The organism is Pseudoalteromonas sp. BSi20495 (genome assembly GCF_000241185.1).
Classification (GTDB): domain Bacteria; phylum Pseudomonadota; class Gammaproteobacteria; order Enterobacterales; family Alteromonadaceae; genus Pseudoalteromonas; species Pseudoalteromonas fuliginea.
Genome location: NZ_BADY01000159.1, coordinates 42,389 through 57,151, shown reverse-complemented (window position 1 = coordinate 57,151; position 14,763 = coordinate 42,389). Strand labels below are relative to the sequence as shown.

At 38.2% G+C, this 14,763-nt stretch carries 15 protein-coding genes; 12 read left to right on the top strand and 3 right to left on the bottom strand.

Features of this window, described 5'->3' with window-relative positions:
- Nucleotides 1-222: 222 nt before the first annotated feature.
- The gene (locus P20495_RS02220; RefSeq protein ID WP_007375970.1) at nt 223-789 is read left to right on the top strand and encodes an alkylphosphonate utilization protein; all 567 of its coding nucleotides are present in this window, start codon (nt 223-225) and stop codon (nt 787-789) included.
- 51 nt (nt 790-840) lie between these two features.
- Here the strand turns inward: P20495_RS02220 and P20495_RS02225 are convergent, their stop codons facing one another.
- Nucleotides 841-1,680 carry a 23S rRNA (adenine(2030)-N(6))-methyltransferase RlmJ gene (locus tag P20495_RS02225; RefSeq protein WP_007375969.1) on the bottom strand — a complete coding sequence of 280 codons (840 nt, stop codon included), beginning with the start codon at nt 1,678-1,680 and terminating at the stop codon, nt 841-843.
- Between the two features lie 218 nt (nt 1,681-1,898).
- On the opposite strand from P20495_RS02225, the gene zapB reads away from it, so the two are divergent.
- From zapB to P20495_RS02275, 10 genes are all read left to right on the top strand, one after another.
- The gene (gene zapB, locus P20495_RS02230) at nt 1,899-2,129 is read left to right on the top strand and encodes a cell division protein ZapB (RefSeq protein WP_007375968.1); all 231 of its coding nucleotides are present in this window, start codon (nt 1,899-1,901) and stop codon (nt 2,127-2,129) included.
- Nucleotides 2,129-2,434, top strand: coding sequence for a cell division protein ZapA (locus tag P20495_RS02235; RefSeq protein WP_008138870.1), 306 nt, complete (start codon nt 2,129-2,131; stop codon nt 2,432-2,434). Before zapB ends, P20495_RS02235 begins: the two co-directional genes overlap by 1 nt.
- Nucleotides 2,435-2,497: 63 nt before the next feature.
- Nucleotides 2,498-3,520: an MBL fold metallo-hydrolase gene (locus P20495_RS02240; RefSeq protein WP_008138867.1), complete on the top strand. Its 1,023-nt coding sequence runs from the start codon at nt 2,498-2,500 to the stop codon at nt 3,518-3,520.
- A 55-nt stretch (nt 3,521-3,575) separates the two neighbouring features.
- Nucleotides 3,576-5,018 (top strand): LysM peptidoglycan-binding domain-containing protein, encoded by a 1,443-nt coding sequence (locus tag P20495_RS02245; protein WP_374700028.1) that lies wholly within the window; start codon nt 3,576-3,578, stop codon nt 5,016-5,018.
- A gap of 96 nt (nt 5,019-5,114) precedes the next feature.
- Nucleotides 5,115-5,603 (top strand): peptidylprolyl isomerase, encoded by a 489-nt coding sequence (locus P20495_RS02250; protein WP_007375964.1) that lies wholly within the window; start codon nt 5,115-5,117, stop codon nt 5,601-5,603.
- A gap of 25 nt (nt 5,604-5,628) precedes the next feature.
- Nucleotides 5,629-6,357 carry an SDR family NAD(P)-dependent oxidoreductase gene (locus P20495_RS02255; RefSeq protein ID WP_008138863.1) on the top strand — a complete coding sequence of 243 codons (729 nt, stop codon included), beginning with the start codon at nt 5,629-5,631 and terminating at the stop codon, nt 6,355-6,357.
- Nucleotides 6,354-7,193, top strand: a complete 840-nt coding sequence (locus tag P20495_RS02260) for an amidohydrolase (protein ID WP_008138861.1) — start codon at nt 6,354-6,356, stop codon at nt 7,191-7,193. The genes P20495_RS02255 and P20495_RS02260 overlap by 4 nt, the downstream gene beginning before the upstream one ends.
- Nucleotides 7,194-7,240: 47 nt before the next feature.
- Nucleotides 7,241-8,818 (top strand): S41 family peptidase, encoded by a 1,578-nt coding sequence (locus P20495_RS02265; protein WP_007375961.1) that lies wholly within the window; start codon nt 7,241-7,243, stop codon nt 8,816-8,818.
- Between the two features lie 3 nt (nt 8,819-8,821).
- Nucleotides 8,822-9,202 carry a hypothetical protein gene (locus P20495_RS02270; protein ID WP_008138859.1) on the top strand — a complete coding sequence of 127 codons (381 nt, stop codon included), beginning with the start codon at nt 8,822-8,824 and terminating at the stop codon, nt 9,200-9,202.
- A gap of 129 nt (nt 9,203-9,331) precedes the next feature.
- On the top strand, nt 9,332-9,811 hold the full coding sequence (locus P20495_RS02275) for a hypothetical protein (protein WP_008138858.1): 480 nt from the start codon (nt 9,332-9,334) through the stop codon (nt 9,809-9,811).
- A 5-nt stretch (nt 9,812-9,816) separates the two neighbouring features.
- Here the strand turns inward: P20495_RS02275 and P20495_RS02280 are convergent, their stop codons facing one another.
- Nucleotides 9,817-12,357, bottom strand: a complete 2,541-nt coding sequence (locus tag P20495_RS02280) for a serine/threonine-protein kinase (RefSeq protein ID WP_008138857.1) — start codon at nt 12,355-12,357, stop codon at nt 9,817-9,819.
- 121 nt (nt 12,358-12,478) lie between these two features.
- Here P20495_RS02280 and P20495_RS02285 point away from each other — a divergent pair, with 121 nt between their 5' ends.
- Nucleotides 12,479-13,450 carry an FHA domain-containing protein gene (locus P20495_RS02285; protein ID WP_007375957.1) on the top strand — a complete coding sequence of 324 codons (972 nt, stop codon included), beginning with the start codon at nt 12,479-12,481 and terminating at the stop codon, nt 13,448-13,450.
- A gap of 131 nt (nt 13,451-13,581) precedes the next feature.
- On the opposite strand, the gene P20495_RS02290 is transcribed toward P20495_RS02285, so the two are convergent.
- Entirely contained in the window at nt 13,582-14,757 is a 1,176-nt protein-coding gene (locus P20495_RS02290; protein WP_007375956.1) for a mandelate racemase/muconate lactonizing enzyme family protein, read from the bottom strand.
- Between the last annotated feature and the right edge of the window lie 6 nt (nt 14,758-14,763).

Sequence of the window (14,763 nt, the reverse complement as noted above, 5' to 3'; positions counted from 1 at the left end):
GCTATTTATGAGAATAACCACACACCATAGGCTCTGCCTCGCCTAAATACCAAACTGACTGCTGTAAATTTAACCTCGAAAGATAAGCAGGCCTAGGGTTCAGAAATTAAAAACCCCCGCATGAATAATATACCCTTACAAAACCAAGGGGCTTATAGCGTTCAGCAGCCCTGCTAGGGTATAATAACGCCAAATGTAAACTTCACTTAAATAAGAACCTTCATGAGTATTGAAAAAGCCTTAATTGAACGCAGTAGTAATCAATGTGAATTATGTGCAGCAACCGAAAACCTTTCTGTATACGAAGTACCTCCTGTGACAGAAACTCATTCAGATAAATGTATTTACACATGTCAAACCTGTAAAGATCAAATCGAAAACAGTAGCGAATTAACACCAACACATTGGCACTGTTTAAATGACAGCATGTGGAGCCAAACACCCGCAGTACAAGTTGTAGCTTACAGAATGCTTTCGCGCTTAGCGCCTGATAATGGCTGGGCACAAGACGCACTCGACATGATTTACCTTGAAGAAGATACACTTGCTTGGGCTAAAAAAGCACTTGCGGAAGATGACGATGTTAAACATGTTGATAGCAACGGTGTGGTACTTCAAGCTGGCGATACCGTTACACTTATTAAAGATTTAGACGTTAAAGGCAGTAGCCTTACCGCTAAACGCGGTACCGCAGTACGCAATATTGGCTTAACGAGTAATCCTGAACATATTGAAGGGCGAGTTGATGGTCAACGTATTGTTATTTTAACTAAATACGTTAAAAAATAAGGCATAAAAGTAAGCGCTGTATTGCACAGCGCTTTTTATTTAACATTTCAGCTATTCATTTACTAATTGTTCACTACGATAAAAGCCACTCGGCTTGCTTAATAAAGTCATGAGCTCTGGTAGCACTGCATCCATAGTTTGCTTTAGTTTCCATGGCGGATTAATGACTATCATGCCAGATGCGGTCATGCCGTGTACATCGGTGTCATCTTCAGTGCCCAATTCAAATAATTGAATATTACGCATACCTGAATCTATTAAACCTTGCTCCATATTATCAATACGTTCCCTATCCACTACAGGATACCAAATCATATAAGTACCTGTCGAAAAACGCTGGTACGCTTTGATTAAAGTAGTAACAACCGTTTCATAATCATCCTTAATTTCATATGGTGGGTCGATCAATACACATGCTCTGCGTGAAGCAGGTGGCAAAAGGCCTACCAATCCAGTAAATCCATTCTCACCACGTACACGAATAGATCGTTTACCTTGCATATTCTCTTCAAGTAATAACAAATCGCGCGGATGCAGCTCAAAAAACCATCCTTTATCGTGACGACGTAAAAAGTGCTCAGCAATCTTTGGTGAGCCCGGATAAAATGCAAGTTCATCTGTTTCATTAAACGATTTAATTAACGCTATATATTCATTAAGCGCAGCGTGTTCACTTTTATGCTGCCACAACTTTTCTATACCATCTTGATATTCTTGTGTTTTTTGCGAATCAGCTGCGGCTAATTCAAAAAAACCTGCGCCTGAGTGTGTGTCTATGTAATCAAGTGGTTTATCTTTAATTGTTTGATAACCTAGTACTTGCGCTAACACTAAATGTTTGAGTACATCGGCAGGGTTACCAGCATGAAATGAGTGTCTATAACTAAGCATTATTTATTTTCGCCATACGCTATTTAATAAAAAACAGTGAACCATAAGCACTATACTTTGGCAACTGAGAGTGAACCATTTATGAATGAAAAAGCCTTCACGCTGAATTATCCCTTAACGCAGAAGAAAAATCAGCTAAAACCACCGTAAATGCTGGCAAATCAATACACTTTGCTTTACATTTGCATGACATTAATTACAGTTATATGAGCGCCTTTATGAATAACAACACTCTTCAACAACTCGAACAACTGATCGATTCACTAATTGATCGTAATAATCAATTGCTAACTGATGTTTCAAACTTAAAAGAACAAAATAGCAAACTAGCAGATGAAAACGAGTTATTACAGCTAGAAGCTATTGAAAACGAAGAAAAACAAAAAGATGCCAGCACAACTTTATCTGGTCTTCTTGATAAATTACAAAGTGCACAACAGGCTAGCTAATGTCTGAGCTGCAAAACCAGCGGGTCACTGTTGAGTTGCTAGGTCAAGAGCAGCAATTTGCTTGTCCTGAAGGACAAGAAGAGGCACTAATAGCAGCAGCTAAAAACCTTAATGATTTGGTGGAGCAAATGAAACAACGCTCTTCAGTTCGAAATGATCAAAAAGCCTTACTTATGGCAGCGTTAAACTTAAGCCACGAATTGCTAGAAGCAAAAACACAGGCTACAGTTGAGCAACAGCAACAAGACCAACTCGTTGACAAACTAAGTCAGCATTTGGCAAATGACCCCTCACATCAAAAATAAAAAGCGCAAACTGCGCTTTTTGTTTATTATTAGCATAATTAAATAATAGCGTAGAGACACAGGATGAAGTTAAACCTATCTTATATAATCGCTTCATGTAAATACTTACTACTAGCATGTTCTTTATTACTCGTAGCGCCAACAACTTATGGCGCAGTCAATTGGGTAACTATTAATGCTAATATCCAATTTTTAGAACAAGAAAAAAAGCTGCGTTTTTACGACTCTAACCAAGTACTTATCGAAGGTGACAAGTGTGCACTACTTGTTGATGCAAGCGGTAATTTTGCTGCTGTGGAACAGCTAGCTAATGACCTAAAAAAACACCTAAAAACACCATTATGCTACTTAGTTGCTTCGCATTACCACGATGATCATTTACTCGGTATGGCGGTTATGCAACACTTCTACCCTGATGCAAAACTAATTGTGCATCAGCAAGTAAATAGCGATTTTAATCGCTACCAAAAAGCATTTAATGACCAACTCGATAGTTACAAGAAAAGTATAGAGCTGAGTTACCAACGCTTAGCAGGTATTTCAAAAGTAGAACAAGCACAATGGCGTGAAAAGTTGGAGCTTGCAAAAAAACGCCTTTTTCGCTGGCAAGAATATCAACTAAAGTCGCCAGAAATTATTATTGATGAAAATAAAACTCTTGATTTAGGGGGTTTTAAAGTAACCTTAAACGCCCATCAAGCCCACACAAGTGGTGACTTAACACTCACAACTAATAGCGGTCGTATTTTAATTGGTGGCGACATTGTTGACTGGCTCCCTTATCCTGGGCACGGCGAATTTAAAAGCTGGCAAACGCTGCTTAAACAATACATTGACGATGAAAATCTTGCGCTGATTATACCTGGGCATGGTGGTATACTTGACAGAGCTCAACTCAAACAGCCGTTAGCATTTCTAACCGCTATTACTGAGCATGTGAACAAAAACAACGATCAAACGATAGAACAACTTGTGTTATCGTTTCCTGAAAAAGTAATGAAACCTTACACAGAAGAATCTTTAAATGCAAAATCGAGCAATTTGTTTTTGCAATCAGGATTAGCTCGCGCGAAAAACGCAAAATAACTCAACACAATGGACTGTGTTAAAATAGTAAAAGGAATTTACAAAAGTGAACATTATGCGCAGCTTGTCTCTCTGTTTTTTAGTTTTATTTCTATTCGGTTGTGAAACAACTGAATCAGAAATTCAAGAAACGCCAAAAATATTTACTCACTTTGAGCCAAAACACACTTTTTTAGACAAATCGGATCAACGTATAATTGAAGATGCTCAAGTAAAGCCTCAGAACACAGTATTACTACATAAAAAAGTAAACATTAAAAAGCCTTCTCCCAAAGCAACTGACCTATGGGTTCACATTGCCGAGAGCCTGCATTTTAAAATTGATCAAAACCGAGCTTTAAAGCAACGTATAAATTGGTATTTAAAGCAACCCAATTACTTACGTGCTGTAAACAAACGCGCAGCGCCGTACCTGTATCACATAGTAAAAAAAATTGAGCAAAAGCAACTACCTATGGAGCTCGCTTTACTACCATTTGTAGAAAGCGATTTTAGACCAACGATAGCCTCATCACAGCAAGCTGTTGGTGTTTGGCAGCTGGTTGGCGCAACGGCGCATCACTTTGGAGTTAAGTCAGACCAATGGTATGACGGGCGCCAAGACGTACTTGCTTCAACCGATGCTGCACTTGATTACTTAAGCTACTTACATAAACGCTTTGATGGTAATTGGCTACACGCTTTGGCCGCTTATAACAGTGGTGAGGGCCGTGTTAAACGCGCAATCGAAAAAAACAAAAAGCGCGGTAAAAGCAGCGATTACTGGTCGCTCAGTCTGCCAAAAGAAACCGCTGACTACGTCCCCAAGTTACTCGCTTTAAGCTATTTAGTTAAACACCCACAAAAAGGCATTAAGCGCCCAAAGCTTGCATATAAGCCATTTACAACACAGATGAATATAGGCCAGCAGTTTGACTTTTCAGTTATTGCTAAGCTCTCTGGTATAGGCTCCAAGCAGTTACATGCAATCAATCAGGGGTACTTAAAAAATCAAAGCTCACCTAACGGGCCGCACACTTTACTGCTTCCTATAGGGCAAGAGGCATTATTAAAAAGTCAGTTTTTTAAATCAAACTTTGCTGGAGAGTACATCGTTAAACAAAACGACACGCTTTATGGTATCGCTAAGCGTTTTAGTATGTCGGTAAAAGCTCTAAAACAACTTAATAATAAAAATAACAATTTAATCGGCGTTGGAGAAAAGTTATTAGTTGGACGACCTAAAACCCTGCCAAGCACATTAACTGTTGATTACAAAATTAGCCCTTATTTAGAGCACCAAGAGATTGCGATCCCCACCATTGAAATAGATTACGAAGTTAAGTCAGGCGATAGCCTTTGGAGTATAAGTCAGCTTTATGATGTCCCTCATAGCGACTTGGCAAAATGGAATAAGCTCTCTGCATCAAGCATTTTAAAGCCAGGCACTCAATTAGTGCTGTTTATACCCCAGGCTGAAAAGCAAAAAGCAGCACCAATAAAAAAGATTTACTGCTAGATTTACAAAAAACACTAAATCAGCCACGTTAAGTTTATAAACAAGTATATTTCGCGTAAAATCAGCCTCAACATAGTCAAATTTAAAGAGATAAGCATGCAAATCAGTAAAAATTCAGCTGTTGAATTTCACTACACACTCAGTGAAGGCACTGAACAAGTAGAAAGTAGCACAAATGAAGCACCACTCACTTACATTCATGGTAGCGAAGGCATGCTTCCTGGTTTAGAAAAAGCACTTGAAGGCAAACAAGCTGGTGAGAAGTTTAGTGTAACGCTAGAGCCAAGTGAATCGTACGGCGAGCGTGTTGATGACTTAATTCAACGCATCCCGCTTAAGCACTTACAAGGCGATGTTAAAGTATGGAAACCTGGTATGACAGCAATGGTAAGTTCTAACCAAGGTCGTCATCAAGTGACTATTGTTAAAGTAGGTCGCTTTAACGCAGATTGTGATTTAAACCACCCATTTGCGGGTAAAACGCTAACATTTGATGTGGAAATCATCTCTGTACGTGAAGCAACAAGTGAAGAAGTTTCTCACGGACATGTGCACGCTGAAGGCGGCTGTGGCCACTCTCACTAATCACCTTTACTAATTAGGATCAAATATGGCTAAAGTTGCTGTTGTTACCGGCGGAACAAAAGGCATTGGTTTAGCAGTAATTAAACGCTTGCTAAACAGTGGTTACCAAGTTCATAACCTCGATATAGAGCCTAGTGAATACGGTATATTCCATCAGTGCGATGTCAGTGATGTAACAGCCGTACGTAGCTGTATTAATATTATATACGAGCAATCGCAACGAATAGACGTACTTGTTTCTAATGCAGGAAAGCATTTAAGCGCAAATATACAAAGCACCGACGAGCAAACTCTCGATGCGCTGTTTGCGCTTAATGTTAAAGGCGCTTATGCGGCAGTACAAAGTGTATTGCCTAGCATGAAAGCGCAAAATAACGGCGTTATTATATTAGTCGCTTCCGATCAGGCGCTTATAGGTAAGCAAAACTCTTTTGCGTATAACCTGACCAAACACGCCCTTGCCTCTATGGCAAAAACAACAGCGCTTGATTACGCGAGTTTCAATATTAGAGCAAATGCCGTATGCCCTGGCACGATAGAGACCCCGCTATTTCATAACGCAATAGATGCGTACTGTAAAAAAAGTGGTGCAAACAAGGCCGAGATAGTTGCCGAAGAAGCAAGCCTTCAACCGCTTAACCGATTGGGGCAAGCCGACGAAGTTGCCGCTCTTGTGAGCTTTTTAGCAAGCGACGATGCCAGCTTTATTACTGGCAGCCTACAAAGTATTGACGGTGGCTATACTGCCCAATGAGTACAAAAATAATTGACCCGCATGTCCATTTCTTTAATTTAATTGAGGGTCAGTATTTATGGTTGCAGGGCGCCAATCCGCCAACATGGCCAAATTTAGATAAAATAAAACAGCAAATTAGCGCAGAACAACTTATTGAAAGCACTGATTTCGAACTTTCTGGCTTAGTGCATATAGAAGCTGGATTTGATAACAGCGCACCTATTAATGAGTTAAAATGGCTTGATAAACACTTAAGTAATATTGCCTATAAAGCGATTAGCTTTATACAAATTGATCAAGACAGTGAGTCATTTGAACGTACGCTAAAAAACCTTATACACCCAACGTTAGCCGGGATCAGAGATATTACCGAAGGCAATGATGCAGCACGCTTATTAAACAGTTTTTGCTTAGATAATCTTAAAATATTAAGCCACTTGAATCTGCATTTTGAAGCGCAGCTTGAGCTTGAAAATATACCAATAGTAAAAAAATTAGCGTATTACGCGAAGCAACTCCCACATCTACAGATTGTAATTAATCATGCTGGATTACCAAGCAATATAGTACTTTGGCAACAAGGTATTGAACTATTAGCCAAAAATTGTAACGTTGCAATTAAGTTTTCAGGGTTTGAGCTTCTGTCGCTAAATAACCAACAGCAAATTACGTGTTTTGATATTATTTTTCAGCATTTTGGTGAGCAACGGATTATGTTTGCCAGTAATTTCCCCGTTTGCCAAATTAACTCCAGCTATAACAATTTATGGCATGCTCATTTGGGGTTGTGTAACAGCGATCACATCTGGTACCAGTTAAGCTACAAAAATGCCAAACATCTCTATCTAGTATAAATAAAAACCGCTATATTTACGTAATAGTATAAAAAGCGAGCCTTCACATGTTCATTCCTACGAAGTTAAATATTGCAAAAACCATTCTGCCTTTAACACTTATTAGCATCTTAAGCGCATGTGGCGGTGGCGGAAGTTTAAATGACAGTAATAGTGTCACTCCTATTGGCTCAAATACAACAACTTGGACCGCCAATGAATTTGCTCGCGCTAGTCAATTTAAAGGCCAGTGCCAAGCAAGTGATGAGAAGAACTGGCTACGTTCATGGAGTAACGAAACATACCTTTGGTATGATGAAATTATCGACACTGACCCAGCTCTTACGAGTGGAGTCCTTGATTACTTTGAACAACTAAAAACCAATGAACTCACCGAATCGGGTGCAAAAAAGGATAACTTTCATTTTAATTTACCTACCGATGAGTGGGAACGCCAAAATCAAGCAGGCGTAAGTTATGGCTACGGTTTCAATATAAAAATTCTAGCGTCTAGCGCACCTCGCCAAGCCATAATAAGTTATACGCAGCCCAATACTCCGGCAAGTAACCAAAACCTAACACGTGGATTTGAGTTAGTTGAAGTAGATGGTATTGATTTTGTAAATACCAACTCATCAAATGATGTTAGTGTTATTAATGCAGGTTTATTCCCTACGCAAACAGGTAAAGTAACTGAGTTTGTATTTAAAGATATCAACACCAACGAAAACCGTACTGTTACCCTCACGTCGCAAAATATAACCTCGCAACCGGTAAGTAATGTACGGACTGACTTAGCGAATGGAGAGGTTGGATATTTTCAATTTAATAGCCATAATGCAATTGCTGAAGAGCAACTATACAACGCATTTAACCAACTTGCTGCAAGCGACATTAAAGACTTAGTCATCGATATACGCTATAACGGTGGTGGGCTTTTACAAATGGCAAGCCAAATTGCTTATATGATTGCAGGTAATAGTAATACACAAGGTAAGGTTTTTGAACGTACTATTTTTAACGATAAAAACCCAAATACCAACCCAATAACAGGGCAAGCACTTACCCCAATGTCTTTTACCAATCAATTTGTGGGATTTGAGAGCAACCCAAGTATTACACCGGGTACACCTTTGCCAACACTTAACTTAAATCGTGTATTTGTGCTTACAACCAGCAGCACTTGTTCTGCCAGTGAAGCCATTATTAATGGTCTACGCGGCGCAGATGTAGAGGTGATTCAAGTGGGTTCAGGTACTTGTGGAAAACCATATGGCTTTTACCCAACAGATAATTGCGATACAACTTATTTCACCATTCAATTTACCGGCGAGAACAATAAAGGCTTTGGTGAATTTTCAGATGGTTTTGCACCACAAAATACATTAGATAACGCACTCCAGCCTGTATTAATAGCAGGCTGTGCCGTTGCAGATGATTTTACTACTTCCTTAGGTGATGCTAATGAAGCACTACTCAAAACGGCACTTAGCTATCGCACAACAGAAAGCTGTCCTGCGCCAAGCTCTACCAGTAGCAAGCAGGGTTTTGCTCCATCAATTGTAGATGATTCACCAAAGGTAGAAGATACCCGAGTGCAAACCATGCTTAATCAAAATATTATTCTCAGCGATAACATAAGGTAGGCTATGCAAATGCGTTTACTAATAATCACAGCTATCATAATGTGTACGCTTACTGGGTGCTCAGCACAAAGCTCTGAGTCGACACCTAAGCTGCAACATGCATTATTGGTAGAACCAAATAGTGAGGCTGTAGCCGAGGTTATAGCTCTACTACTTCATAGTCAGCAGATACAATTAGCTGATGACGTATTTTTAACAAGTAGTACGGTAACGCTCGATAGACTTAATCAAAAAGACACTTTGGGTAACCCGATTATGGGCAAGCAACTCAACATGCCCGATCAATTTGAGTTAATGATTAAAAACGAGCAATGTTTTGTACGTCACCTTGATAGTAAGGCAACCAAAGTCATAAATGATGTTAATTGCCGAGTAAATAACTAGTTTGCTCAATGGCAATTTATGTATAAAAAACGCTATGCTCACTGGAGTATATGTTTTACCTAAGCGCAGGTTATTTAACCTGTAAAACAACTATAATGACATTTATTAACCCTAAAACAGGATATTAAAATGAATAATCTTAGCTTTCGAGTTATTCCTACAGAAAATGGACAATGGAACATTTTTAGCCCTACGGGCGGAGAGAGTGAAAATATTTGTATTGATTATAAAGCATTAAAGGCAGGCCAAGCCGTCAATTTATATTATGAATTGGTTGATTGTCTAGGATGGGAATTCGCTGAAAATGGCACCTATTTCTCTGATGCTAAAGATAATTTTAATTATCAATTAACAAGTATAGTGGCCAATAGCGGTCAATCACTTATAGTGTCTATCTCAAGTATCATTCCTGCCCACGCATTACCTGCTCAGCTAGCAACAGATCTCGCTGACAATCCAGACGAAGCTGTTTCAGGTATGCTAAGTGAGAGCGCAGACTATGAAGTAAACTTCCGTCTTGTCGCTAAAAACACAGCTAATCAAGAACCAACAATGCGTTATTTTTCTCAAGATCCGCGAGTGATTCTTCAAGACATGGAACCACACTAGGGATTTTATGTACAGAGAGAATCATAATTCTCTTTGCCTAAGAGTTTTTGAAACTTACTCTCTGTACATAACGGCTTGAACCAACCAAGTCGATAAAAAGTGGGGCTCCATCCCTTTTTAATACTTTGCTCTACAGATGCAACCGCTGAGTACTTCTCTCCTAAAATGGCCTGAATCATAGCTTTCACAAAGTATACTTCGCTTAATTCAGAACTTTGAGCTAAAGCACGATCGATACTGATCATCGCTTCTTGCCCTTTATTCAAATGAACCTGGGCTTGCGCTTTTTCTAATAATAACTCAACAACTTGTGTATCGTCTGCTATCTGTCGATCTATCTTTTTATAAATATCAAAAGCCAGTTCCTTTTTATCTAACATATATAAAATATCAGCTAGATTGAGCTGTTGCGTACTATTTATAGAGGAGAGTTCTGCTGCCTTTTGGGCATGGTGTAATGCATCTTTTAACTCCCCTTTTAAAGACAACACAATAGAGTAATTTGAATATGTTGATGAAATAGCAGTCCCTGCTGAAATTAATCGCTGGTAGTTAATTTCAGCTTCCGCTAGGTCACCTGATAACAATGAAATATCTGCGAGCGTTTGTAGCGTAATAAAATCATTAGGTGTGTAGGTAAGTATTTTTGATAAATACTCTGCTGCTTTTTGATTATTGCCTTGCATAAGGTGGGCAATAGCTAGATTCCGTGTTGCAACAAGTGTTGGCCTTATTTTATAAGCGAGCTTTGCATGCGTTAAGGAACGCGCTAAATCACCATTTCTTTTATAGTAAATTGCTAGTAATGTTTGTTTTTGAAACTCTTCAAGATCTGACTCCTGAATTTTTTGTATCACAATTTCCGCATTATACTTATCTTTAACATGCTGATGAACTTCTAACATATCAATTAAGTAAGCAGCACTATTACGATAAGTACGAGGTAAAGTATTTAAGGTTTGTTTTAATTTTTTTATAATTTCGGGATCATGTGTTTTATCATACTGACGAAGTACGATTTTACGATACAGTGGATATAAAGGTGTAAACTCGGGACTGTGTAAAATCAAATTCTCAGCATCTGCCATTAAAGATTCCGCATCACGCGAATTATTTGACACTACACGTACTAAATTCACATATTGATCTAAAAACTCACTCTCTTTTTTTAGTGTTTGCCTACTCGCAGCATTACCTGTGTATAATTTTTCAACAAAACTACTCGCTAAATTATAAATTCCCATGTAATTTTCAGTATCACTTGCACTTCTTTCTTCACGAATTAGCGTCGCATTTCCCCCATTCAGTAGGCTTAAATTGATATCACAAGAAAGTGGAGTGCAATCTAAGTGCGTAACAAGTAATTGATCCGAATTAAGTGCCTGGCCTAAAGTGGCTAAATTTGTGTCTTTGCCTAATAATTTTTGAGTTTGTCGTATTTCAGTTTTTGAGATTAATGCATAATCAGAGTGATTTAATAAGTAATGCGCTATAGCATCATTAATTGCCAAGTTAAGCACTTGCTTTTGAGCATCTAAGAGTTTGGTTGTTTTACTAAATTCGACAGGTAACACTGCAACGTAAGTTTTGGGTTTATTTGCTTGCCAATACCAAATGCTCACACTGAGTAAACTGATGGTAATACATGACAATAATGCAAAAATGCCCCACTTATTCCTTTGTTTGTGTTTGCTAGCTAAATGAATGTCTGCCATAGAAATAGTTTCACTATTACCATTTAGCGACAATAAAATACGTTTTAATTCATCAGTAACTTCTACGCAAGATGACGGTCGGTGTTTTACATTATAAGAAAGAAGACGGTTTATAAGTAGCCCCAATGGTTCTGGGATACCCGTAATAGCGCATGCATTAGCACTGCATTTATTATTTTTTATTTGCTCTGCTATAGACTTATTAGTAAGGTCAGAAGACTGCGCACTATATGGATGTTGATTAGCGAATAATTGATAAGCAATTAATCCAAATGAAAACAAATCACTTCTAAAGTCTAACGGTTGATCATTTAACTGCTCTGGAGACATTGCTGTTAAACTGCCAAAGCTCATGTTTTCTTCCGATTGCAAAGTATCTTTTATCTGTGAAATACCAAAATCAGCGATTTTAGCTGAACCACTTTCATTGACCAAAACGTTGCTTGGCTTCAAATCAAGGTGCAAAATATTTTGCTGGTGAATGGTTAACAACCCTTCACTTATATCAATTAATAATGCTAGCTTTTCTTGTGCGGTTAATACTTGTTTTTTTAACAAACGTTCAAGTGTTGTACCTTTAACATATTCCATTTCAAGAACCAATTGCTCACCATACTGGATGGTCTTATAAATCTGGACTATGTTTGGATGATTAAAACAAGCTAATAATTTAGCCTCTAATAGTATTTGATCTGTAACTGAAGATGATAAATCGATTACTTTGAGCGCAACTTGGCGATCTAACTTTAAATCAGTAGCAAGGTAGACTTTGCTCATACCTCCTTGTGCTAAAACGTTTAGCTTATGGTAATGCTCTTCTAATTTAAACACACTGCAACTCAATAATATTTACATTTTAATGGTTAGTGTAACTTCAAAGATTAAATAATTACAATCTATTGATATTATTTAAGTATAATAAATTATATCAATAAGAAAAAACGGATGAACCATGGCTGTTTTAAAACATATAGAATCCCAGAGTAAATTCTATTTACGTGCTTTCCACCGCTTTGGTAGATTAGTACACTCTGTAGATACTTTGCTTGATTTTCCTGAAATTACACGTATTCATGCCGTAATTGAATGGCTAAATGAGCAATGGTGTATAAATGATTTAAGCAAAAATGGCGTTTGGTTAAACGATAAAAAAATCAGTAAAAATCAAAATATACCTTTAAAAAAAGGCGATAATATCCGTTTTTCTGAAGTAAATAATGCGGTGTATCAAGTTATTTGCGTCGACCCACCAAGAGACTTATTGTTACCAGAAAATGCCTCGCATGAAGACGTCATTTTTCTAGAGCAATACCATTTTTTACCTGACAATAAGCAACCTGAAGTGATTGTCTTTTTCGACTCACAGCAGCACTGTTGGTATTATGAAACTATGCAAGATCACCTTCTGACCCTAATGAGTGATGGTCAAAATTTATATATCGGCGGACAAAGTTGGTGCTTATTTCAAGCTGAATCCACCATGCAAGAAAAAACAGTTGAACTCAAAAGACAGCCTAATAATAATTTAGAGTTCATTTTTAGCCTAAGCCTCGATGAAGAATTAGCCGAACTAAAAATCAAAAAAAATAAAGTTACATTAGACTTTGATGTGCGTTCTCATCATTATTTAACCTTGCTATTAGCACGATATAAATTAAATGACATGCAAAATAATTTTGAGGCTGATGTACAGGGTTGGGTGCAAGTAAAAAAACTAGCAAAAGATTTAGGTATTAGTGAAAGTCACGTTAATATTCAAATCCATCGCGCACGAAAGCAATTTGTTGAAATACTTAATAATGAAATAATACCCAGTGCATTGATAGAACGTAAACGCGGAAAAGTCCGCTTTGGCGGAAAAACGTTTACTATTTATAAAGGAAAAAAAATAGAGTCTTCAAATTTAGAAGACAATGTAGAGTGAGCAGCAGATCATACAATAAAAAGCACTAGTGACATTTTTAGTAATAAATTAGACCGGCTGAAATAGTCGGTCTAACTTATTTTTAATAGTTTATTTTTTAAAGTGTAATATTATCAATCTCAACGCATTGGCTACTTAATTTCAACTCGCTGAGAGCGCATAACAATCTCGTCATTTAGCTCAATACCCAACCCTGGCTCTTCTGATACTTCAAAGAAGCCGTTTTTAGGCTGTGGATCTTGCAAACATAACTCGCGGTTCCATTTTTTAATCGCATAAGTATGGTGCTCATGAATTAAAAAGTTAGGGATAGCCGTTTCTAAATGCAGTGATGCTGCGGTTGCAACAGGGCCGCCACATACGTGAGCTTGAATTCGCACATCAAAAATATCAGCGTAGTCACATACTTTCTTAGTTTCGGTAAAACCACCGCACAAACCAATATCTGGCTGTAGAACATCAATACTTTGATCTTCTAAATATGGGCGCACTCCCCAGCGGTTATACAGACGTTCGCCACCAGCAATAGGCACATTAACTTTATCTGCTACTTTTGCGTGTAATGAGTGGTTTAGGTAGTTAACTGGCTCTTCAAAGTACATACAGTCAAATTCTTCTGCAATTTCACCCAACTGAATGGCTGTTGTCACGCCTGGTAAACTGTGGCATTCAAAAATAATATCCACTTCATCGCCTACTGCTTCGCGAATAGCTTGCATGCGCGCACGGTATAACTTCATTTCAGTACGTGAGATTATTTTTGTACGATCGTAATAAGTATTGCCGTCTTTATCGTACTGAATTGGATCTACTTTAACTGCATCATAGCCTTCGGCCATCGCTTTCAAAGCAGCTTCTGCATATTCTTGCGGCTGTACTAGCGCTTTAAATTCGCTATCCCAGTCAAACTGTAATTGCGATGCGTATGTACGTAGTTTGTCGTTAACTTTACCGCCTAATAATTGATATACAGGTAAACCAAGCGCTTTACCTTTTATATCCCAAAGTGCGGTATCAATTGCGCTCATTGCAGCATATACAACTGGTCCGCCGCCTAAACCCCAAAAGCTCTCACGTAACATACGTGACCATAGTTTTTCTGTTTGAAAAGGGTCGTGGCCGATTAAAAAGGCGTCGGCCATTTCTTTAATCATAGCAGCGGCTGCACTGTGGCCTAAATCGTAAGCAAGGCCTGCCTCGCCAACACCACTAATACCTTCGTCAGTATGAATACGTACAAATACAGGTGTCCAAGAAGGCCTATCAGGACAGTGAATATCAAATACTTCAACGCGATTTACTTTCATTAAAAT

What these genes read in the sequence shown, in the direction of transcription:
- P20495_RS02235 (WP_008138870.1), top strand. Translation starts at nt 2,129, where the DNA reads ATGTCTGAGCTGCAAAACCAGCGGGTCACTGTTGAGTTGCTAGGTCAA.
- P20495_RS02265 (WP_007375961.1), top strand. Translation starts at nt 7,241, where the DNA reads ATGTTCATTCCTACGAAGTTAAATATTGCAAAAACCATTCTGCCTTTA.
- zapB (WP_007375968.1), top strand. Translation starts at nt 1,899, where the DNA reads ATGAATAACAACACTCTTCAACAACTCGAACAACTGATCGATTCACTA.
- P20495_RS02270 (WP_008138859.1), top strand. Translation starts at nt 8,822, where the DNA reads ATGCAAATGCGTTTACTAATAATCACAGCTATCATAATGTGTACGCTT.
- P20495_RS02240 (WP_008138867.1), top strand. Translation starts at nt 2,498, where the DNA reads ATGAAGTTAAACCTATCTTATATAATCGCTTCATGTAAATACTTACTA.
- P20495_RS02260 (WP_008138861.1), top strand. Translation starts at nt 6,354, where the DNA reads ATGAGTACAAAAATAATTGACCCGCATGTCCATTTCTTTAATTTAATT.
- P20495_RS02290 (WP_007375956.1), bottom strand. Translation starts at nt 14,757, where the DNA reads ATGAAAGTAAATCGCGTTGAAGTATTTGATATTCACTGTCCTGATAGG.
- P20495_RS02285 (WP_007375957.1), top strand. Translation starts at nt 12,479, where the DNA reads ATGGCTGTTTTAAAACATATAGAATCCCAGAGTAAATTCTATTTACGT.
- P20495_RS02245 (WP_374700028.1), top strand. Translation starts at nt 3,576, where the DNA reads ATGCGCAGCTTGTCTCTCTGTTTTTTAGTTTTATTTCTATTCGGTTGT.
- P20495_RS02275 (WP_008138858.1), top strand. Translation starts at nt 9,332, where the DNA reads ATGAATAATCTTAGCTTTCGAGTTATTCCTACAGAAAATGGACAATGG.
- P20495_RS02255 (WP_008138863.1), top strand. Translation starts at nt 5,629, where the DNA reads ATGGCTAAAGTTGCTGTTGTTACCGGCGGAACAAAAGGCATTGGTTTA.
- P20495_RS02225 (WP_007375969.1), bottom strand. Translation starts at nt 1,680, where the DNA reads ATGCTTAGTTATAGACACTCATTTCATGCTGGTAACCCTGCCGATGTA.
- P20495_RS02220 (WP_007375970.1), top strand. Translation starts at nt 223, where the DNA reads ATGAGTATTGAAAAAGCCTTAATTGAACGCAGTAGTAATCAATGTGAA.
- P20495_RS02250 (WP_007375964.1), top strand. Translation starts at nt 5,115, where the DNA reads ATGCAAATCAGTAAAAATTCAGCTGTTGAATTTCACTACACACTCAGT.